At 66.4% G+C, this 20,958-nt stretch carries 16 protein-coding genes and 2 tRNA genes; 10 read left to right on the top strand and 8 right to left on the bottom strand.

What is annotated here, in order from left to right; all coding sequences use genetic code 11:
• Positions 1-20: 20 nt before the first annotated feature.
• From ACWDSI_RS13865 to ettA, 4 genes are all read right to left on the bottom strand, one after another.
• Complete coding sequence (locus ACWDSI_RS13865; RefSeq protein ID WP_449747530.1) at positions 21-716, bottom strand: hypothetical protein; 696 nt, start codon at positions 714-716, stop codon at positions 21-23.
• Positions 713-1,177: an acyl-CoA thioesterase gene (locus ACWDSI_RS13870; protein WP_449756860.1), complete on the bottom strand. Its 465-nt coding sequence runs from the start codon at positions 1,175-1,177 to the stop codon at positions 713-715. Before ACWDSI_RS13870 ends, ACWDSI_RS13865 begins: the two co-directional genes overlap by 4 nt.
• A gap of 27 nt (positions 1,178-1,204) precedes the next feature.
• Positions 1,205-5,965 carry an NAD-glutamate dehydrogenase gene (locus tag ACWDSI_RS13875; protein WP_449756906.1) on the bottom strand — a complete coding sequence of 1,587 codons (4,761 nt, stop codon included), beginning with the start codon at positions 5,963-5,965 and terminating at the stop codon, positions 1,205-1,207.
• Between the two features lie 121 nt (positions 5,966-6,086).
• A complete protein-coding gene (ettA, locus tag ACWDSI_RS13880; protein WP_449747531.1) occupies positions 6,087-7,760 on the bottom strand; it encodes an energy-dependent translational throttle protein EttA in 1,674 nt (557 codons plus the stop codon).
• A gap of 196 nt (positions 7,761-7,956) precedes the next feature.
• Here ettA and ACWDSI_RS13885 point away from each other — a divergent pair, with 196 nt between their 5' ends.
• Entirely contained in the window at positions 7,957-8,844 is an 888-nt protein-coding gene (locus ACWDSI_RS13885; protein ID WP_449756861.1) for a formylglycine-generating enzyme family protein, read from the top strand.
• Positions 8,845-8,876: 32 nt separating this feature from the next.
• Here the strand turns inward: ACWDSI_RS13885 and ACWDSI_RS13890 are convergent, their stop codons facing one another.
• Positions 8,877-9,335: a single-stranded DNA-binding protein gene (locus ACWDSI_RS13890; protein WP_449756862.1), complete on the bottom strand. Its 459-nt coding sequence runs from the start codon at positions 9,333-9,335 to the stop codon at positions 8,877-8,879.
• A 157-nt stretch (positions 9,336-9,492) separates the two neighbouring features.
• Between ACWDSI_RS13890 and ACWDSI_RS13895 the strand changes: the two genes are divergently transcribed.
• The 3 genes from ACWDSI_RS13895 (at position 9,493) to ACWDSI_RS13905 (ending at position 12,077) form a co-directional block, all read left to right on the top strand.
• Positions 9,493-9,566, top strand: a tRNA-Arg gene (locus tag ACWDSI_RS13895).
• 271 nt (positions 9,567-9,837) lie between these two features.
• Positions 9,838-10,224 carry a hypothetical protein gene (locus ACWDSI_RS13900; RefSeq protein WP_449756863.1) on the top strand — a complete coding sequence of 129 codons (387 nt, stop codon included), beginning with the start codon at positions 9,838-9,840 and terminating at the stop codon, positions 10,222-10,224.
• On the top strand, positions 10,224-12,077 hold the full coding sequence (locus ACWDSI_RS13905; protein ID WP_449756864.1) for a WXG100 family type VII secretion target: 1,854 nt from the start codon (positions 10,224-10,226) through the stop codon (positions 12,075-12,077). The genes ACWDSI_RS13900 and ACWDSI_RS13905 overlap by 1 nt, the downstream gene beginning before the upstream one ends.
• Here the strand turns inward: ACWDSI_RS13905 and ACWDSI_RS13910 are convergent.
• A complete protein-coding gene (locus tag ACWDSI_RS13910; RefSeq protein ID WP_449756865.1) occupies positions 12,064-13,344 on the bottom strand; it encodes a uracil-xanthine permease family protein in 1,281 nt (426 codons plus the stop codon). The genes ACWDSI_RS13905 and ACWDSI_RS13910 overlap by 14 nt on opposite strands.
• 413 nt (positions 13,345-13,757) lie before the next feature.
• Here ACWDSI_RS13910 and ACWDSI_RS13915 point away from each other — a divergent pair, with 413 nt between their 5' ends.
• The 3 genes from ACWDSI_RS13915 (at position 13,758) to cmrA (ending at position 17,317) form a co-directional block, all read left to right on the top strand.
• The gene (locus ACWDSI_RS13915) at positions 13,758-14,312 is read left to right on the top strand and encodes a PadR family transcriptional regulator (RefSeq protein ID WP_449747537.1); all 555 of its coding nucleotides are present in this window, start codon (positions 13,758-13,760) and stop codon (positions 14,310-14,312) included.
• Positions 14,313-14,385: 73 nt separating this feature from the next.
• Positions 14,386-16,464 carry an oxidoreductase gene (locus ACWDSI_RS13920; RefSeq protein WP_449756866.1) on the top strand — a complete coding sequence of 693 codons (2,079 nt, stop codon included), beginning with the start codon at positions 14,386-14,388 and terminating at the stop codon, positions 16,462-16,464.
• Between the two features lie 43 nt (positions 16,465-16,507).
• On the top strand, positions 16,508-17,317 hold the full coding sequence (gene cmrA, locus ACWDSI_RS13925; protein ID WP_449756867.1) for a mycolate reductase: 810 nt from the start codon (positions 16,508-16,510) through the stop codon (positions 17,315-17,317).
• A gap of 15 nt (positions 17,318-17,332) precedes the next feature.
• Here cmrA and ACWDSI_RS13930 read toward each other — a convergent pair whose 3' ends face one another.
• Positions 17,333-18,880 (bottom strand): helicase HerA-like domain-containing protein, encoded by a 1,548-nt coding sequence (locus tag ACWDSI_RS13930; RefSeq protein ID WP_449756868.1) that lies wholly within the window; start codon positions 18,878-18,880, stop codon positions 17,333-17,335.
• A 45-nt stretch (positions 18,881-18,925) separates the two neighbouring features.
• On the opposite strand from ACWDSI_RS13930, the gene orn reads away from it, so the two are divergent.
• The 3 genes from orn to ACWDSI_RS13945 all read left to right on the top strand — a co-directional run bounded on the left by orn (position 18,926) and on the right by ACWDSI_RS13945 (position 20,030).
• The gene (orn, locus tag ACWDSI_RS13935) at positions 18,926-19,525 is read left to right on the top strand and encodes an oligoribonuclease (protein WP_449747541.1); all 600 of its coding nucleotides are present in this window, start codon (positions 18,926-18,928) and stop codon (positions 19,523-19,525) included.
• A gap of 103 nt (positions 19,526-19,628) precedes the next feature.
• Positions 19,629-19,701: transfer RNA gene (locus ACWDSI_RS13940), tRNA-His, on the top strand.
• Positions 19,702-19,868: 167 nt separating this feature from the next.
• Positions 19,869-20,030, top strand: coding sequence for a hypothetical protein (locus ACWDSI_RS13945; protein ID WP_449747542.1), 162 nt, complete (start codon positions 19,869-19,871; stop codon positions 20,028-20,030).
• 3 nt (positions 20,031-20,033) lie between these two features.
• Here the strand turns inward: ACWDSI_RS13945 and ACWDSI_RS13950 are convergent, their stop codons facing one another.
• The gene (locus ACWDSI_RS13950) at positions 20,034-20,777 is read right to left on the bottom strand and encodes an SDR family oxidoreductase (RefSeq protein ID WP_449756869.1); all 744 of its coding nucleotides are present in this window, start codon (positions 20,775-20,777) and stop codon (positions 20,034-20,036) included.
• Positions 20,778-20,958 lie beyond the last annotated feature (181 nt).

Here is a 20,958-nt window from a genome sequence, read left to right on the forward strand (position 1 = left end):
ACCTCCGACGCACGGCACCGTCAGAGCACCGTCACCCCGAGATCGCGGTGGCGGCGCTGATACACCGATCCGAACCGCGCATCGATCCGGATCCACGCCGCCGACAGGCGGATTCGCACCGGCTCGGACGCTGCAATGGCGTCGGTCGGCGACGTCTCGGTGACCTCGTGTCCGTCGCCATCACGCACGAATCCCATTGCGGTGAGCGCAAACAGCGATCGCAATGACACCGTCGCCGACAGCCCACCCTCGGCCGTCGACACCTCGAGGATTCCCTGATCGAGCAGTCCGGTGGCCGGACCGAAGTTGCTGCCCTCCTCGCGCGCCAGGCGTGCCCCCTCACGCGTGACGTCGACGACGGTGCGGGCGGGCACGTCGTCGAGGTGGCGATAGCCCACCCGGGCCGGCAGCGCCCCGCGCCATGCGGAGTCCAACGGCATTCCCGGGTCGGCGGGCTCGCTGCCGTCGCCGCGGGCCAGCGCGGATCGGATGGTGGCGGCGTCGCACACGACGTCGTCGGGTGCGAGCGTCCCGAACACCGACCGGGTCACCAGGACGTCGAATCCGGTGTGCGCCCACAGCGCCACCAGCCCGTCGGCGCGCGCCGACAGGCGGATCACGGCAGCCTCGTCGAGGCGCATCGCACGGGACAAAAACGCCACCGCATCGGCACGATCGTCGGCGCCTGCCGGCGCCAGAAACCGCTCCGGACTCATGTCTCGTCGGCGGCCACCGGTCGCCGGAAGCTTTCCAGGTAGGCGCGTTCGTCGGGGGCCAGGCGTCGCAACCGCTGGGCGTCGACGTCGAACGCGACCAGTTGGGTGGTGGCGGTGACCGCCGGTTTGTCGGTGGCCGCCGCCGTGCGCGGCCGCACCTCGTAGCCCACCACGAAATCGACCGCGCGAACCTTTTCGACGAACATGGTGACCGCGATCGGACCCTCGTCGTGGCGGACCTGCGCGCGGTAACGCACATGGAGATCGGCCACCACGCAGCCCTCCCGCAGCGAGGCGGTGGGACGCTCGTCGTAGAAGAGCCACGGGATGCGCGCCTCCTCCAGGAGGGTCACCATCCGCGCATGGTTGATGTGGGCGAACACATCCATGTCCGACCACCGCACGGGAACCTTGACGACGTAACCGTTCTCGGTCACCGTGCCCTCATCCTCGAACAGCACACTCATCCTTTCGTCGGGTGGGCACGTCTATCGGATCACGCTGCGCAGCTGGCGCGCCGCCACCGACAACGTGGCCAGGTCGAGGTTGCCGGACTGCTCGATGTCGGTGAGCATCGCGCGCACCCGCGCCAGCCGCGAGGAGTGCGACGACTCCCACTCGTAGATCTTGTCGTCGGCCGACTCGTCGGGTTCGGTGATCTCCAGGATCTTGAGCGTCAACGCACGCAGCGCGCCGTGCATGTCGTCGCGAAGGGCCAGCCGCGCCAGCGCGTGCCACCGGTCGCCGTACTCGAGGGTCGACACGGCGGTGAGCAACTCCTCGAGACCGTAGTGCTCCATCACCGCGAAGTAGAGTTCACCGACCTCCACCGGGTCGCGGTCGGAGATCTCGGCCGCATCGATGATGTCGAGCAGGCAGAACCGGTGCAGGCTGATGGCCACGTCGTGGGCCAGATCGGGTGCGACACCGAGCTCCTGGTAGTGCGCGACGCGCTCGTCGACGTCGGCGGCCGAACTCGTGCCGAACCAGCTGTCCACCAGGGCCGACAGTTCGGTGATGCGACCGGTGTAGCGGGTGACCTCGGCGGCCATCGCCAGCGGCTGGGGGCGGAACGCCAGCAACCACCGCGACGCCCGGAACAGCAGCCGTCGTGCGTAGAGGGTCATCTCGTCGATCGCGGTCACCGGTGCCGCAGCGTGACGGATACGGTCGAACAGGTCGGACATCCCGAAGACCTGATCGGCCACCACGTAGGCGCGCACCCCCTCCTCGGTGGTCGACCCGGTGCTCTCCCCGAGCCGGAACAGATGCGTGATGCCTGCCCGGTCGACGACGTCGTTGACCAACACCGTGGTGACGATCTCCCGCCGCAGCCGATGTGCGTGCAGCGCGTCGGGGAACCGTTCCCGCAGCGGCACAGGGAAATAGGACGACAGCCGGGGGTCGAATACATCGTTGTCGGGCAGGTCGGTGGCCAGCAGGTCGTCCTTGGCGGCCAGCTTCACGTGTGCCATGAGGGTCGCCAGTTCGGGCGACGTCAGACCGCGATGCAACTCCGAACGCTCCCGCTTGAGCAGCTCCTGCGGCGATGGGAGCGCCTCGAGGCGCAGATCCACTCCGCGAGAGGAAAATTCACGAAGCAGCCGGGAGCCCACGTCCACCCGGTCGAGTGCGTATGCCCGCGCGAAGCCGAGTTCTGAATTCTGCGAGACGTTGTCGGCGAGGACGAGGTCACCGACCTCGACGGTCATCGATTCCAGCAGCGGGTCACGCGCAGCTGGCTCGAGTTCACCGCCGGACACGGCGGCGTCGAGCAGAATCTTGATGTTGACCTCGTGGTCGGAGCAGTCGACGCCGGCCGAATTGTCCATCGCGTCGGTGTTCACCCGGCCACCCGCGAGATCGAACTCGATCCGGCCGCGTTCGGTGGCGCCGAGGTTGCCACCCTCGCCGATCACCTTGGCGCGCACTTGGTTTCCGTCAACCCGGATGGCGTCGTTCGCCTTGTCGCCGACCTGTGCGTCGGATTCGGTGGAGGCCTTGATGTAGGTGCCGATGCCGCCGTTCCACAGCAGGTCGACCGGTGCGACGAGGATCGCCCGGATCAGCTCCGGCGGCGACAGCTGCGTGACCCCGGCGTCGAGACCGAGTGCGTCGCGCATCTGCGCACTGACCGGGATGGATTTCTGCTCGCGTGACCACACGCCACCACCGGCACTGATGAGGGAGGTGTCGTAGTCTGCCCACGACGAGCGCGGTACGTCGAACAGTCGGCGGCGTTCGGCGAACGACGTCGCCGCATCGGGGGCCGGGTCGACGAACACGTGCCGATGGTCGAAGGCCGCGACGAGTCGGATGTGTTCGGAGAGCAGCATGCCGTTGCCGAACACGTCGCCGCTCATGTCGCCGATTCCGACCACGGTGAAGTCCTGTGACTGTGTGTCGATTCCCATCTCGCGGAAATGGCGCTTCACCGACTCCCACGCACCGCGTGCGGTGATACCCATCGCCTTGTGGTCGTAACCGGCCGAGCCACCGGAGGCAAACGCGTCGCCGAGCCAGAACCCGTATCCGATCGCCACCTCGTTGGCGATGTCGGAGAAGGTCGCGGTGCCCTTGTCGGCGGCCACCACGAGGTACGGATCGTCGCCGTCGCGACGCACCACCGATGCCGCCGGGATGACCGCACCGGAGGAACGGTCGAGATTGTCGGTGACGTCGAGCAGACCGGAGATGAACTGCCGGTAGCAGGCAATGCCCTCGGCGCGCAACGCATCTCGGTCGGCCGCCGGATCACCGGTGGATGACGGCGTTCGTTTCACCACGAACCCGCCCTTGGCACCCACCGGGACGATCACCGCATTCTTGACCGCCTGCGCCTTGACCAGACCCAGGATCTCGGTGCGGAAGTCCTCGCGCCGATCCGACCAGCGCAACCCGCCACGGGCCACCGAGCCGAAGCGCAGATGCAGGCCCTCGATGCGCGGCGAGTAGACGAAGATCTCGTGCGCCGGGCGGGGTTCGGGAGTCTGTGGGATCTCGCGTGGCCGCAGCTTGAACGACATGACCGGGCGCAAATCCGTGCCGGCCGGTGGGGTGTCGGGCAAGGTTCCGGGCGCCGACGCCGGCACGTAGAAATTCGTGCGCACGGTGGCGGTGACCACCGCACTGAACGCCGACAGCACACGGTCGGCGTCGAGACTGAGAACCTGGCCGACGTCGTCGCGCAGGCGGGCGAGGATCTCGTCGCGGGCGGTGTCGTCGGCGTGTTCGGGATCGAAGGACGCCTCGAAGAGATCCACCAGGCCACGGGTCACCGAGCGGTACTGACCGAGTGTCTGCGCGATGTGAGCGGGACTGTAGGAGAAGCCGCACTGACGCAGATACGCACCGTAGGCGCGCAACACCGCGGCCTCGCGCCAGTCCAGGCCGCAGCGGATGACGAGTTCGTTGTAGGCGTCCACCTCGGCGTTGCGCCGCCAGATCTGGGTGAACGCGGTGGTGAACCTATCCCCGAGGTCGTCGATGTGCTCGGTGTCGACCGTCATCTGATCGGCCAGCGTCACCCCGAACTCGTAGACGTGGCACACCTGCCCGTCGGGGCGCACCACGCGGTAGGGATGTTCGTCGACGACGTCGAGGCCGAGACTGTGCAGCACGGGTAGTACGTCGGTCAGGGTGGCCGAACCCCCGCACAGATACAGCGTGAAGGCCCAGCGCAGCGGCCTCGCCGGCTCGTCGGCACCTGTCGCTGTCTCGGTGGCGCTCTGGTTGAGGGTGACGGCGATGTCGCCGTCGGACAGGTCGGCGACATGGGCGAGATCGGCGACGGCGGCGGCCGGGGCCCGCTGATCCTTGTAATCGTCGGGCACACCCGCGATGAGCCGGAGCAACGCGTCGGTGCCGCCCCGTGGCGGTGTCACGCCTGCGGGCAGCCCGCTGACGGCCATCTCCCGGACGCGTTCGTCCCAGGTACGGATGACGCCGGCCAGCGCTTGCTGCAACTCCTGCAGGGCGGGGGTCCCGATATCGAAGGAATCGAACTCGGCTGCCCCGGCCGCGTCGACGCGGACCATCACCTGCAACTGGGCCAGCGGCATCTCGCTGACCCGGGCCGAGTACTCCAGATCGGTTGCATCGAGGCGCTCGGATACGGTGCGCTGCAACGCGAGTCGCGTCTGGGTGTTGTAACGGTCGCGCGGCAGATAGATCAGCGCGGTGGCAGTGCGTCCCGGCGGATTGATCCGCAGAAATGCGCGCAGCGAACGGGTGGCCACCGCGTCGAGCATCTCCTCGACACGCCGGCTGAGTTCGGCGTCGGAGTCGGCGAACATCTCCACGAGCGGATAGTTCTGCAGGAGTTCGATCATCGACTGCCCGGCGAAGGAGTCGTCCTCCACACCTGCCCGGCGCACCACCTCGTGAACCTTGGTGCGCAGCACCGGAACATCGAGGATCGTCTGGTGCAGCCCCGACGAGGTGAAGGTGCCGAGGAACCGGTGTTCGCCGGCGTGCGATCCGGACTCGTCGAATGCCGGCATCTGAATGAGAATCGGATAGTTGGATCGCTGGATGCCCGTCGGCAGGTAGACGCGGGACACACGCGGCAGCAGCGGCGCGGTGGTCAGGGACGGAAAGTCGGTGTCCACTGCGTCGCCGCGCCACACACCGAGGCTGTCGCCGACCTCACCGGTGCCCGACACCCGCGTATACCCCAGCGGCACAAAATGATTGCCCGCAAACCACTCCAGCAGCCGCGAGTACTCATAGCGCTCGGTGGCACGGATACCCGACTCGGGGGTGGTCGGTGCCGCCGCACAATCGGCCGCACATGTCGACAACTGCCCCCGCATCGCGACCGCGTCGGCATCGACGATGCCGACCCGCCCGATCACCCGTGTCAACGAGTCCCGCAGGTCGCTGGCATCGACACCCGTGCGCCCCGACAGTGCGCTCACGTAAATCCACGACTCCATCGGGCCGTCATGACCGCGGCCGACGGCGGTGAGCTGTCCGGAGTCGTCGCGCGACACCGCGAGCACCGGGTGGTCGATGCGACCGACCGTCAGGTCGTGGCTTTCCAGGGTGGTCAGCACCGCCTCCACGAGGAGCGGCATGTCGTCGTTGACGACGATGATCTCGGTGCCGCCACCGTCGGAGTCGATGACGTCGACCAGCGATTGCCCGTCTGCTCGGGTCTGCGCGAACTCCAGGTGCCTGCTGATCCGCTCGAGATCGGCGGGGTCGACAGCCGCAGAGTTCTCCGACGAGGTGTCGTCACCCCCCACCGTCAGATAGCAGGGAACCACTTGCGACAGCAACGATGCCGCCTGAGACAACGCACTCACCTTCGTTCCTGGGTACGGCCACCGGCCGTGAACAGATCCGACCCGATGGTACGGACCGCGGTCAGTCCCGGGTCAGTTTCCGGTGGGTAACCCGGTGCGGGCGGGCGGCGTCGGGACCGAGCCGGTCCACCTTGTTGGCCTCGTAGGCCTCGAAGTTGCCCTCGAACCAGAACCACTTGCCCTCTTCGACGTTGCCCTCCCAGGCCAGGATGTGGGTACAGGTGCGGTCGAGGAACCAGCGGTCGTGGCTGATCACCACGGCACAACCGGGGAACTGCTCCAGCGCGTTCTCCAGCGAACCCAGGGTCTCCACGTCGAGGTCGTTGGTAGGCTCGTCGAGCAGGATCAGGTTGCCGCCCTCCTTGAGGGTGAGCGCCAGGTTGAGACGGTTGCGTTCACCACCGGAGAGCACCTCCGAACGCTTCTGCTGGTCGGGGCCCTTGAACCCGAACGCGCTCACGTAGGCACGCGACGGCATTTCGTTCTGACCCACTTCGATGTAGTCGTTGCCGTCGGAGACGACCTCCCACACCGTCTTCTTGGGATCGATGTTCGCGCGCCCCTGGTCGACGTAGCTGAGCTTGACCGTCTCACCCACCTTGACGGTGCCCGAATCCGGTTTCTCCAGACCGACGACGGTCTTGAACAGCGTGGTCTTACCGACGCCGTTGGGGCCGATCACACCGACGATCCCGTTGCGCGGCAGCGTAAAGCTGAGGTCCTTGATGAGTACCCGGCCGTCGAAGCCCTTGTCGAGGTGGGAGACCTCCACCACCACATCGCCCAGCCGCGGCGGTGTGGGGATCTGGATCTCCTCGAAGTCGAGCTTGCGCGTCTTCTCCGCCTCGGTCGCCATCTCCTCATAGCGCGCCAGTCGGGCCTTGTTCTTCGTTTGGCGGGCCTTGGCGCCCGAACGCACCCAGGCGAGCTCTTCCTTGAGCCGCTTCTGCAGCTTCTGGTCCTTCTTGCCCTGGACCTCGAGCCGCTCGGCCTTCTTCTCCAGGTAAGTGGAGTAGTTTCCCTGGTACGGGATCAGCTTGCCGCGGTCGACCTCGCAGATCCACTCCGCGACGTGGTCGAGGAAGTAGCGGTCGTGAGTGACGGCGAGGACGGCACCGGGGTAGGCGGCCAGGAACTGCTCGAGCCACAGCACGCTCTCGGCGTCGAGGTGGTTGGTGGGCTCGTCGAGCAGCAGCAGGTCGGGCTTGGAGAGCAGCAGTTTGCACAGGGCGACACGGCGTCGCTCACCACCGGAGAGGTGGGTGACCGGGGAGTCGCCGGGCGGGCACCGCAGCGCGTCCATCGCCTGATCGAGCTGGGAATCGAGGTCCCAGGCGTCGGCGTTGTCGAGATCCTCCTGGAGTTTGCCCATCTCCTCCATGAGTTCGTCGGAGTAGTCGGTGGCCAGCAGTTCGGCGATCTCGTTGAAGCGATCGAGCTTCTGCTTGATCTCGCCCATGCCCTCTTCGACGTTCTGCTTGACCGTCTTCTCCTCGTTGAGGGGCGGCTCCTGCAGAAGGATTCCGACGGTGGCATCGGGGTCGAGGAACGCTTCGCCGTTCGACGGCTGGTCGATCCCCGCCATGATCTTGAGGATCGACGACTTACCCGCACCGTTGGGTCCCACGACGCCGATCTTGGCGCCGGGGAAGAACGACATCGTGACATCGTCGAGGATGACCTTGTCGCCGTGCGCCTTGCGCACCTTCTTCATGGTGTAGATGAATTCGCTCACGCATCTGCCTTCCTGTGCGCTGATCAGGGCCACAGCTCCCGCCGCATGAGACGGCTTCGGCGCCCATGGCACAACGGTCTGACAGTCTAGTCGCCCCAACCGGGCACAACCGAAAGACCACCTCACGCTGCCGGGCAGACTGGACCGGTACCGCGCAGCGGGACCGAGCGAGACTACCGGCCCGGAGGAGGAGTCGATGCCACTGACCGAATTGGTGCGGTTGCCGGCGGCCACATTCCGGATGGGCTCGAACCGCTTCTACCCCGAGGAGCGGCCCGAGCACGATCGCGAGGTGGGTGCATTCGCCGTCGAACGCCATCCGGTGACCAACGCGCAGTTCGCCGCCTTCGTCTCCGACACCGGCTACGTGACCGTGGCCGAGCGTGCCATCGACCCGGCCGACTTCCCCGGAGCCGATCCCGCCGACCTCGTCCCCGGCGCGTTGGTGTTCACGCCGACCGATGGTCCGGTGGATCTGCGTGACTGGAGGCAATGGTGGCGGTGGCAGCCGGGGGCAAGTTGGCGGCATCCGCGGGGACCGGGGTCGTCGCTCGCCGGGGTCGACGATCATCCGGTGGTGCAGATCGCGTACGCCGACGCCGTCGCCTACGCGGACTGGGCGGGCCGACGGTTGCCCACCGAGGTCGAGTGGGAGTACGCGGCCCGCGGGGGCGCCGACGGTCACGAATACGCCTGGGGCGACGAGCTGCATCCAGACGGAAAAGTGCTGGCCAACACCTGGATCGGCGATTTCCCGTACCGCAACGAAGGATGGGGCTCCACGTCGCCGGTCGGATCGTATCCGCCCAACGGGTTCGGACTGGTCGACATGATCGGCAACGTGTGGGAGCGAACCTCGGACGTCTTCACACCGCGTCATGTCCCCCCGGACCTGACCACGGTCTCCCCCGACGGGCGTACCGATCTGCTCGCTCCCACCACGTCACCGCAGGTCCTGCGGGTCACCAAAGGCGGATCGCATCTGTGTTCGCCGAAGTACTGCCGCCGCTACCGTCCGGCTGCGCGTTCGCCCCAGTCCGACGACTCGGCGACCTCGCACCTCGGCTTCCGCTGCGTGGTCTGAGCGCTCCCCTCCGGCGCTCGGACCCGTCGGCGTCACGCGGCAGCACCCCCGTCGAGCGTGCCCGGATCCGCGTCGACCGTGCCCGGATTCGGGTCGACCGTGCCCGGATTCGGGTCGACCGTGCCCACCCCGTCGCGTCCGCGGTACTCGACCACGCATCGCGCAAGATCGAGGCCTACCGACTCGGCAACCATCTCCAACTCCTGACGGTTCTCGCCATCTGCGGTGGTGTAGGCATTCGTCCGGATCGGGCCGTGGACGATGACCGGCCGGCCCTTCTCGATCGCCCCCGACACGCCCGCAGCGAGCCGACGCCAGCAGCTGACCGTCAGATACAGCGTGTGGCCGTCGACCCACTCACCCGTGTTGCGGTCACGTCGACGGGCGTTGCTCACCATGCGGAAACTCACCACCTCGTCGCCTCCGGCGGTTCGGTTGTGCCGCGGCTCGGAGATCACCCTCCCGACGACGGTCGAATAGGTTTCATACATTCGCGGGTCCTCCTCCTCTGATGCCGCGCGAGTACGCGACCAGATCAGCATCACCCGAAATCGACGCGGCACACGACGCCCGCGATCGCCTGTGGATAACTGGATTCGACGGCTGCGGGCTATACTCGCCACGCTCGGCGGACTCACCGCCGGGCACGCCTCCGTAGCTCAGATGGATAGAGCAAGGGCCTTCTAATCCCTAGGTCGCAGGTTCGAATCCTGCCGGGGGCACTGTGATGGTTCGTCCGGCCGATGCCACACCCGGCGGAAGTTGGGTCGAATCGGAGAACTTGGGTGCTGCGGCACCCAAGTTCGCCGGCATCACCCAACTCCGTGGAACGCACGCGCGGTCATTCTCCTGCCTACCGGCGCGGTGTCGCGTGACCTGGCAGTGCGACGCGGCACGCGCCCTGTGGGAAACGGCGGAACCAGATGGCGATCGATGCGTCGGACTTACACCCGGCACCCCGCCCGGGGCCGTCATCCACGCATCGGAGATGTCATGTCGCCACCGCTACCGCTTCCGCTGTCGGGAGTGTTCCCGTTCCCCGTACTGCCCTTTGTGCCCGGTCCCACCCGACCCGCGAACCCTCAGTTCAACACCCTGTTCGACGTCACCCCGTCCGAACTCGATCAGGTGGTGCGCACGTGGCGTGAGCAGGGGCGAACTGTCGGATCACTGGAGTTCGCCGGGATGCGCGACGTGCACGGCGACGCCAGCGATGTGATGGCCGCGTTGCGCGGGTGCGCCACACCCGCGCACGACGCGACCACGTCCATCCGCGACCGCATCGACGACATGGCGACCGTGCTCTCCCACTTCGTCTCGAGCAGCGTCGACAGTGACACCGCCTCCGCGGGCCGCTTCGACCGGATGGCCGAACGCTGATGCGCCCCACCATCACACAGCTCCGCGACTGGGATACGCACTCCATGTCCGGCGCCGGAGACACGGCGCAAACCGCTGCCAACACACTCGACAGCGCCCTGACGTCTGTCACCACGGCGATGGACCAGCCGGATACCTGGAAGGGGCAGACCCACAGCGCGGCGCAACTCAAGGTCACGCAGGAACACGATCACGCCGACGAGGTCCGCAATGTGCTCCAGCAGATCGCCGACGAAGCCAAGGATGCCGGCGCCGACCTCACGTTCGCTCGCGATTATGTTCTGCGGGAAGTGGATTCGGCCACACTCGCTGGATTCACCGTCTCCGACACGGGCACCGTGACCCACACCGACGCCGCCAAGAACGAGGACGCCGACACACTGGAGACGCGGATTCAGGCCGGCCTCGACACCATCGAGGAGTTCGATCGGCTCTACGGCGACCGCCTCGAGGCACTGCGCACCGACCTCGCCGCGATGATCAACGGCCAGCCCGACGTGACGCTCCCGGATGGGCGCAAGGCCGATCCCGACGACGTGGTCCGCATGCTGACGGGCATGACGCCCGACGAACGACGGGCATATCTCGAGCAACTCAGTGAGCAGGACCAGCGACGGGTGATGCAGGCCGATCCCGACGCAATCGGGAATATGGACGGGGTGCCGTTCACGCTGCGCATCGACGCGAACGAGATCAACATCCGCAACGCGCTGCACGACGAGGAGAGCAAACACACGCCTGCGGGCGACCGACGTGCGGCGGTGTTGCGAGACATGTTGCGGCAGCGCAGCGATCCCCATCGCACGCCCCAGGCCGACCGTCCAGGCCAGATCCCTGGCACCGACAGCGCCGACGACCTTCTGGTGGAACGGACCTTCATCAGCTTCCGCAACACCACCAACGGACGGTGGGTGGAGATGATCGGCAGGATCGATCGCAACACCAAGAACGCTGCCGTCTACATCCCCGGCACGGGCACCAACCTCGACCGCAGTAACCAGAACTACGAGGCCGGCTGGAACCTCGCCCATTTGTCGGGCGCACCCGTGTTCGTCTTTGCCGACGGCGACTTGCCACAGAACATCGGGTGGGAAGAACCGCTGCGGCGGCTTGATCCGCGGTCATTCGGAGACCAGAGCGGCGAACAGCATGCGCTATCGGACTCCGCGTTCAACACGCGCTTCGCCCTCGACCTCGCACCGAAACTCGTCGCATTCGGCCACGAACTCGACACCGAGCTGGACGAGAACGCGCCCGACGCGAAAACCACCTACATCGGTCATTCGTACGGCGGATCGGCGTTGGGCACGGCCGAGCAACTCGGGTTGCGAGCCGACCGCGTGGTGTACGCATCGTCGGCGGGTACCGGCATCTTCGACGCCCCCTGGAACGACGCCAACCCGAACGTCGAGCGGTACTCGCTGACGCCTCCCGGCGACATCATCCAGGGCGTGCAGTCATTTCCCCACAACCCGCACGGGGGCGATCCCGACAACACACCCGGGGTCACCCGGCTCGACACCGGGTTCTACAGCGGCGAGTCGCCCGAACACCGCGGACTCGTGGCCGGCGCCGGCTCGCACGGGGAGTACTTCAACGACCGCAACTCCACCGCATTCCGGAATATCGTCGAGGTCATCCAGGGCGATCGGCCGACACCGTATGTCCATCGGATCAGCGACGACCCGGTGACGGTCAACGGCGGTCAGTTCGTCAGGGATCACCTCACCCCGGAGCAGTTGGGGAAAACCGCCGAGGAACTCGCCAAGGAGGCAGCCGAACAGTTGCGTGATCAACTGCTACGTCGGAAATATCCCTTTCCGATCCCCGACCTGCCACTCAGCCTTCCCTGACCCCCGCGGTACCGCGCCACCCGCCGATCAGCCGGATCGAGTGGTAGATGAGCAATGCCGCGATGGCACCGAGCGCGATACCGCCGAAGCTGAGATCGCCTATGGTCCAAGAGAAGTCGGCGATACCGATCACCAGCGGTATCGCCGCGGTGAACTGGTTGATCGGCTTGGCGAAGTCGACGCGATTGGTCACCCAGATGTGCACGCCGATGATGCCGACCAGACCGTACAGCGCGGTGGTCACCCCACCGAGCACGCCCGCGGGCACCGCCGCGATCACCGCACCGACCTTCGGACACAGCCCGAGCAGGATCGCGGCCAGCGCAGCAACCCAGTAGGCGGCGGTGGAGTAGACCTTGGTGGCCGCCATCACGCCGATGTTCTCGGCGTAGGTGGTGGTCGCCGACCCGCCGCCGCTACCGGCGAGCATGGTGGCGATGCCATCGGCGGCCAGCGCGCGACCGATACGCCTGTCGTAGTCGACGCCGGTCATCATGCTCACCGATTTCACGTGCCCGATGTTCTCCACCAGCAGCACCAACACCACCGGGAGAAACGTCGGGATCACCGACAGATGAAACGACGGCGCGTGAAAGGTGGGCAGCCCCACCCAGCCCGCCGAGCCGATCGCGCTGGTGTCCACGTCGCCCAACGCGAGCGCCAGCAGATAACCCACGACGACACTGAACACGATGGCCAGACGGCCGAGCAGGCCACGGAACAGCGCAATCGAGAGAACGAGGAGCACCAGCACCACGGTCGCGATCACCGGCTGCTTCTCGAAGTTCGTCTTGGCCGTCGGAGCGAGGTTGAGTCCGATCAGCGCGACGATCGTGCCGGTGACGATGGGCGGCATCAGCGCCTCGATCCACCCGATACCGGCAAAGTGCACGATCACGCCGATCACGACGAGCAGTGCGCCCACCACCACGATGCCGCCCAGCGCCGAGGACATGCCGTGCGACGCGGTGGCGGCCAGAACCGGAGCGATGATCGCAAAACTGGAACCGAGGTAGCTCGGTAACCGGTTGCCGGTGATGATCAGGAACAACACCGTGCCGATGCCGGAGAACAGCAGCGTCGTGGCGGGCGGGAACCCGGTCAGCACCGGAACGAGGAATGTGGCGCCGAACATCGCGACCACGTGCTGCAACCCGATCCCTATGGTCTTCGGCCACGACAGCCGCTCGCCGGGTCCGATCACCGTGTTCTCGCCGACCAAGGTCCACGACAGCGGACCGCGAGGCTTCTCGACTGGTGTTCCCATCACCACAGTGTGCGATACGTCGGCCGCTCGCGCGTGCCGCCGACCCGGGTTGCGACCTCACCGGACGATCGAAACCTCTTCTTGGCCTGAACCTTTGCGCTGACAGGCAGCACGCAGATTCAGTCCAGCCGCCACCAAGGTGCGGTCCCTAACGTTCATCGTGTCGGCAACGAGGTCGGCCATCACCGAAGGAGACTCAGATGCAACCCGGACAGCAGCCGAACGGCCAGCAAGGGGCCAAGCCACCCCAGGGACCTGCACAGCCGCCCCGCCGGCGCCGCCGCCGGCGTGTCTGGAATCCCCGCCTGCGGCGATGGGAATGGGGCTGGAGCTACTGACCAGCACCTCCGAGAACCCGACAACGCACTATGCACACTGTTGCATAGTGCGTGGTTGCATTGTAGGTTCCGGTGGTGGCTTTGGAGCACGCGATCATGGTCTCGTTGTCGGAACGTCCCGGCACCGGTTACGAGATCGGCCGTCAGTTCGACAGGTCCATCGGCTACTTCTGGTCGGCTACCCATCAGCAGATCTATCGCACCCTCGGGAAACTGCACGCCGACGGCTTGGTGAGCTACGAGCCGGTCGCTCAGGAGGGCAGACCCGACAAAAAGGTCTACACACTGTCCGCCGCCGGTCGCGACGCACTGCGTCACTGGGTCAACTCCCCCACCCCGATTCAGCAATTGCGCGACGACCTCGGGGTCAAGATCCGCGCCGCGGCGCTCGGCGATCTCCCCGACCTCATCACCGAGATGCGCCGACACCGCGACCTCCATCGCGCCCGCCTGGACCTGTATCGATCCTTCGAGCGGGACGACTTTCCCGATCCCGAGGCGCTGACCGGTCGCCGCCTGCACCGCTACCTCGTGTTGCGCGGTGGAGTCCGCATCGAACAAGGCTTCATCGACTGGTGCGACGAGGTCATCGCCGCCCTGACCGGCGAACTCCAGACAGGCACGAGCTGAACAGACCACAGCGACCTCACGGATCGCTGCGACACCCCGACCACCAACCCTTCGATCAGCAAGGAGTGCCCCGATGCCAGCCCCATCCGCGCATTCGCCTTCGGCACAACCCAATCCGCACTACCCCCACATCTTCGAGCCGCTGCGGATCGGCGGGATGACGCTGCCGAATCGACTCGTGATGGGGTCGATGCACACCGGTCTCGAAGACAGGATCTGGGACACCGACAAACTTGCCGCGTACTACGCCGAGCGCGCCCGCGGCGGTGTCGGGCTGATCGTGACCGGCGGCTTCGCACCCAGCCGCAGCGGTCTACTCCTGCCCTTCGCGGGCAAGATGACCAATCTCGTCGACGTGAAACGCCATCAGCGCATCACCCGTTCGGTCCACCGGGCGCACGGCAGGATCGCCCTGCAACTCCTGCACGCCGGGCGCTACGGCTATACGCCGATCAAGGTGGCCCCGGGAAGCGCCCCCTCACCGATCCACCCGTTCAAACACCTGCGGATGACCGAACCCGTCATCCGGCACGTCATCGCCTCCTATGGTCGTGCGGCACACCTTGCACGCCGCGCGGGCTACGACGCGATCGAGATCATGGGCGGGGAGGGCTATCTGATCAATCAGTTCCTCTGCCCACACACCAACGACCGCACCGACCGTTGGGGTGGCAGCACCGAGAACCGGCAGCGATTCCTCGTCGAGGTGATCACCGAGATCCGCCGCCGGGTGCCTCGCGACTACCCCGTGATCCTGCGTCAGTCGATCGCCGATTTCGTCAAGGACGGCCAGACCTTTGACGAGATCGCACTGATGGCCCGCAAGGCCGAAGAACTCGGTGTGAACGCCATCAACACCGACATCGGCTGGCACGAGGCCACGATCCCCACCATCGTCACATCGGTACCGCGCGGCGCGTTCGTCAAGTTCACCGAACGACTGCGCGACGAGGTGTCGATACCGCTGATCGCCAGCAACCGCATCAACACCCCGGAACTCGCCGAGACGATCCTGCAACGTGGTCGGGTGGACGCCATCTCGATGGCCCGACCGCTGCTCTCCGACCCCGATTTCGCCGCCAAGGCGCAAACCGGGCGGGCCGACGAGATCAACACGTGCATCGGCTGCAATCAGGCCTGCCTCGACCATGCCTTCGTCGGGAAGAAGGTCTCGTGCCTGCTCAATCCGCGGGCCGGTCGCGAAACCACCCTCACCCTCGGTGCGACCCGCCGTGCGCGCTCCGTGGCGGTGGTCGGCGCCGGCCCGGCGGGACTGTCGGCGGCGGTGGCCGCGGCGCAACGCGGACACCGCGTCGACCTCTACGAGGCAGGCCCGAGCATCGGCGGCCAATTCTCCATCGCGGCAAGGATTCCCGGCAAGGAGGAGTTCGCCGAGACGCTGCGGTACTACACCCGCCAGCTCGAGATCCACGGCGTGCGCGTGCACCCCGACACCCGGGTCGATGCGGCGACACTCGTCGACGCAGGCTACGACGACGTGGTCATCGCCACCGGCGTGGCCCCCCGCATTCCGGTGATCCCCGGGATCGAACACCCGATGGTCATGACCTACGCCGACGCCGTGCTCGGTCGCCGCGAGATCGGCAAGCGGGTCGCGGTGATCGGCGCGGGCGGCATCGGCTTCGACGTCACCGAATTCCTCACCGTCGACGAGTCGCCGACCCTGAATCTCAAAGAATGGGAACAGGAATGGGGTGTCAGCGAGGATCTGGACAAGCCCGGTTTCGTCACCAAGCCGCGACCGCTCCCAGCGGTGCGCGAGGTCTACCTCGTGCAACGCAAGCCCGGCGGGCAGGGTAAGGGTCTGGGCAAGACCACCGGCTGGGTGCATCGGGCCAGCGTGAAGATGAAGGGCGTCCACCAGATCTCGGGCGCCACCTACGATCTGATCGACGACCGCGGGCTGCATCTGAGCTTCCATGATGCCGACGGTGCGGTGACCGAGACGCGACTCCTCGAGGTCGACAACATCGTGCTATGCGCGGGGCAGGAGTCGGTGCGCGACCTCGTCGATCCGCTGACCCTGGCCGGAGTGCGGACCCATGTCATCGGCGGCGCCGACCTCGCCGCCGAGTTGGATGCGAAACGCGCGATCAGGCAGGGCACCGAGGTGGCCGCCGGCCTCGTCTGACGGCACGGCGGGCGGGCTCGGCTCCCGGTTTACGATGTCTGGCATGGCAGTTCCCGCACCGTCGCCCTCTGCCCGTGCCGTGGTCACGGGCGCCTCCTCCGGCATCGGAATGGCCCTGGCCACAGAACTCGCCCGGCGCGGTCACTCGCTGGTCCTGGTGGCACGGCGCGGCGAGATCCTCGAGGATCTCGCCGCCGATCTGCGTACCGCACATCAGGTCACCGCGGAGGTGCGGCCCACCGACCTCTCCGACCTGACGGCGGTGGCGGTCCTTGCCGCCGAACTGGAATCGCGCGAGATCTCGATCCTGTGCAACAACGCGGGCATCGCGACCTTCGGCCCCCTCGCCGACCTCGATGCCGACTACGAACGCGCTCAGGTGAGACTGAACGTCAACGCCGTGCACGACCTGACGCTGGCCGTGTTGCCGCAGATGGTGGCGCGCGGCTCGGGCGGCATCCTCATGGTCGGTTCGGCCGCGGGCAACATGCCGATCCCCCACAACGCCACGTACGCCGCCACCAAGGCGTTCGTCAACACCTTCAGCGAGTCGCTCCGCGGCGAGGTCGGCGGGCAGGGCGTGCACGTCACGCTGCTCGCCCCGGGTCCGGTCCGCACCGGGACGCCGTCGGCCGAGGACGCCTCGGTGGTGGACAGGATGGTTCCCGGATTTCTGTGGCACGACAGCGACAAGGTTGCACAGATGAGCCTGGATGCGTTGCAGCACAACAAGATGCGCGTGGTTCCGGGTCCGCTGTCGAAGGCCATGTCGGTGGCCGGTGGGTACACCCCGCGCGCGGTGCTCGCACCCATCGTCGGCACCTTCTACCGGAAGCTGGGTGAAGGCTCGTAAGACGAGCGCCTCTACTCAGCGGCGCCGGCGGCCGGTGCCGAACATCGCCCGGCTGAACTGGCGGCCCGCCTCACCCGCCGCGTTCCGCAGGAATCGCTGCATGGGTTCGCTCGTCAGGATCTCGGTCACCATGCCCGGCTCTTCGGGCGGGGGCGGCGGTGTGGGTGCCGGCATCGGCGGGGGCGGCGCGTCGGGGGACTCCTGAGGTGCGAGCGTTTTCTCGATGAGCTTTTCGTAGGCCGATTCACGATCGATCCGCTCGCCGTACTTGCGGTAGAGGTCACTGCCTCTTGCGTGGTCAGTGATGTCGGCCGACGGAACGGCGTCCATCGACGACCGGGGCGCACGCACCAGCGTCCAGGCCACCGGGGTGGGCGCCCCCTTCTCGGAGAGCACGGTCACGATGGCCTCACCGGTACCCAGCGAGGTGAGGGCCTGGTCGAGCTTGTAGACGTCGGAGACCGGATAGGTTTTGACCGTCTTGGTCAGCGCCTTCTGGTCGTTGGGGGTGAAGGCGCGCAGGGCATGCTGGATGCGCGCGCCGAGCTGGGAGAGCACCTCGTCGGGGATGTCGGTCGGCAGCTGCGAGCAGAAGAACACCCCGACGCCCTTCGACCGGATCAACTTCACCGTCTGCACCACCTGGGCGACGAACGCCTTGGAGGCGTCGTTGAACAGCAGATGCGATTCGTCGAAGATGAACACCAGTTTGGGCTTGTCGATGTCGCCCACCTCGGGGAGAACCTGGAACAAGTCGGCGAGAATCCACATCAGGAACGTCGAGAACAGCACCGGATTGGCCGCCTGTGCGCCGAGTTCGAACAGTGTCACGCGGCCCCGGCCGTCGGAGTCCAACCGCAACAGGTCGGCGGGGTCGAGTTCGGGTTCACCGAAGAAGGTGTCGCCGCCGGCGGCGGAGAGATTCGTCACGGCGCGCAGGATGACCCCGGCGGTCTGTGTCGACACCCCGCCGATGCCCTTGAGTTCGGGTTTTCCCTCGTCGCCGGTCAGGTAGGTGATCACCTGGCGCAGATCCTTGAGGTCGAGCAGCGCGTACCCCTTGGAATCGGCCCAGTGGAAGATCAGCCCCAGCGTCGACTCCTGGGTGTCGTTGAGTCCGAGCACCTTACTGAGCAGGATCGGGCCGAACGAGGTGATCGTGGCCCGGACCGGGACGCCGATCCCGCCGTCGCCGAGCGACACGAATTCGACCGGAAACGCGGTGGGCGCCCAGTCGTCGCCGGTCTGCTGCGCGCGCGAGGTGATCTTGTCGTTGACCTCACCCGGACGGCTGATCCCCGACACGTCACCCTTGATGTCGGCCATCACCACCGGTACACCGTTGGCCGAGAGCTGTTCGGCGATCAGCTGCAGGGTCTTGGTCTTACCGGTACCTGTGGCCCCGGCGACCAATCCGTGGCGATTCATCATCGCGAGCGGAATCCGCACCTTGGCCGATGGATCGACCTGACCATCCACCGAGACGGTGCCCAATTCCAGTGACGGTGTTGTGAACTCATAGCCGGCGGCAATCGTCGCAGCGGCATCCTTGGGATCTGTCACAGAGCAGAGAATAGTCCCACGTCACCCGTTGGCTAAGGTTGACGGGTGCAAGACAAACTGGTGTGGATCGACTGCGAGATGACCGGACTCGATCTCGACAAGGACAAGCTGATCGAGATCGCGGCGCTGGTCACCGACGGTGACCTGAACATCCTCGGCGACGGCGTCGACGTGGTGATCCATGCCGATGACGACGCCTTGGACTCCATGCCCGATGTGGTGACCAAGATGCACGCCGACTCTGGCCTGACCGAGGAGGTCCGCCGGTCGACGGTCACGGTGGCCGAAGCGGAGAAGATGGTGCTCGACTACATCCGTGCGCACGTCACCACTCCGGGCGCGGTACCCCTCGCGGGGAACTCGATCGCCACCGACCGCGGTTTCATCGCCCGCGACATGCCCGAACTCGATACCTATCTGCACTATCGGATGGTCGACGTCAGTTCCATCAAGGAGTTGTGTCGCCGCTGGTATCCGCGCATCTACTTCAACCAGCCGGAGAAGGGCCTCTCACACCGCGCGCTCGCCGACATCCGTGAGTCGATTCGCGAACTCCGTTATTACCGGGCCGCCGCGTTCGTCGCCTCCCCCGGCCCCGACGTCGACGCGCTCGGCAAGATCGTCGAAGAGCTCGGACCCGCCTGACCCGCCGGTCAGACAATCGATTGGAGTTCGACGGTCCAGACCGGCTAGAGTATGTCCTTGGCTCGCGAGCCCGGTGAACAACCCCGGGTTTTCGACGCCGATGGTGAGCGTAGTTCAGTTGGTAGAGCACCAGGTTGTGATCCTGGCTGTCGCGGGTTCGAGTCCCGTCGCTCACCCCGAGAGGGAAATGGTGCCCCACCTGCGAAAAGCAGGTGGGGCACCATCCGTTTGAGCCGTCGGGTTTCCTCCCCATCCGGCGACTTGTCCTCTCGCTGTAGCCGCGACCGTGGGCTCGCTCGTGCAGAAAACTGCTGTTCACCTTGATGCTCTACTATCTGCAGCCGTGCTCGAAGAACTCAACAAGGCAGCCAAGAAAGTGGATCTTCACGTGGCGCCGGGTAAGAAGAAGGGCCAGTATTCGGTCCGTAAGTCGAAGTCCGGCAAACTCGTCGCAAAGAACGTGGATGCGGACGAGGTCAAGAAGATCATCAAGGACCGCAAGTAACAGTCATCCGAGGTGCGCGAGAGTGCCCATCAGCTCGTCGTGATCGCCGGAGACCTCGGAGTATCGCAGCGGCTTGACGCGTTCGACGAGGATTTCCCGGTCGGCCGACGGCAGCAGCGACATGACCTCGTCGAGGAAGTCGTCGAGCGGCATCGCCCATTGCGCCTCGGCCTGACCCGGCATCAGGTGGGTCTGTACGGCCGGGGGCACCAGTTCGAGAACGGTGACGCCGCTCCCCGACAGCTGCATGCGCAGACTCTCGGTGAACGTGTGGATCGCCGCCTTGGTGGCGCAGTAGGTCGGGGTGCCGGCCATCGGTGTGAACGCCAGACCCGACGACACCGTGATGATCGTCGCGTCCGGCGTGGCGGCGAGATGTTCGGTGAAGGCCGCGATCAGTCGCAGCGGCCCCAGGATGTTGGTCTCGACCTCCGCGACCGCCGTATCGAGGAAGCCCGGGTCGGTGAGGTCCTCACCGCGCATGATCCCTGCCATCGCGATCAGCACGTTGACCTCCGGAAACCGCTCGATCACCGAGCGACTCACCCGCGCCACGTCCTCGGCGTCGGTGGTGTCGATGCGGACCGTCTCGAGTCCCGGGTTCTCTTCTGCGATCTGACCGAGCAACTCCGCACGCCGACCACCGACGATGACCGTGTTGCCCTGCGCGTGCAGTCTCCGGGCCAGGCCGAGACCGATGCCCGACGTCGCACCCGGGATGAAGATGGTGTTCCCGCTCATGTTCATGATGTTCTCCCTGTGTCGGCTGACTTCTGTCTGTGTTTCCAGTAGACGGCCGCGGCGCGGCGTCTACCAGGCAGTCCTTATCCACGGACCGGCGATCCCTGGTTCGTGCGGGCAACATCGGCCACAGTGGAGGCCATGACACCCCACACATCGCGCCCAGCGCTGTTGCCGCTCTCCTGTA

The organism is Gordonia sp. NPDC003429 (assembly GCF_053588575.1).

Coding starts and splice junctions, on each gene's coding strand:
- ACWDSI_RS13865 (WP_449747530.1), bottom strand. CDS start 716: ATGAGTCCGGAGCGGTTTCTGGCGCCGGCAGGCGCCGACGATCGTGCC.
- ACWDSI_RS13885 (WP_449756861.1), top strand. CDS start 7,957: ATGCCACTGACCGAATTGGTGCGGTTGCCGGCGGCCACATTCCGGATG.
- ACWDSI_RS13890 (WP_449756862.1), bottom strand. CDS start 9,335: ATGTATGAAACCTATTCGACCGTCGTCGGGAGGGTGATCTCCGAGCCG.
- ACWDSI_RS13900 (WP_449756863.1), top strand. CDS start 9,838: ATGTCGCCACCGCTACCGCTTCCGCTGTCGGGAGTGTTCCCGTTCCCC.
- ACWDSI_RS13905 (WP_449756864.1), top strand. CDS start 10,224: ATGCGCCCCACCATCACACAGCTCCGCGACTGGGATACGCACTCCATG.
- ACWDSI_RS13910 (WP_449756865.1), bottom strand. CDS start 13,344: ATGGGAACACCAGTCGAGAAGCCTCGCGGTCCGCTGTCGTGGACCTTG.
- ACWDSI_RS13920 (WP_449756866.1), top strand. CDS start 14,386: ATGCCAGCCCCATCCGCGCATTCGCCTTCGGCACAACCCAATCCGCAC.
- cmrA (WP_449756867.1), top strand. CDS start 16,508: ATGGCAGTTCCCGCACCGTCGCCCTCTGCCCGTGCCGTGGTCACGGGC.
- ACWDSI_RS13950 (WP_449756869.1), bottom strand. CDS start 20,777: ATGAACATGAGCGGGAACACCATCTTCATCCCGGGTGCGACGTCGGGC.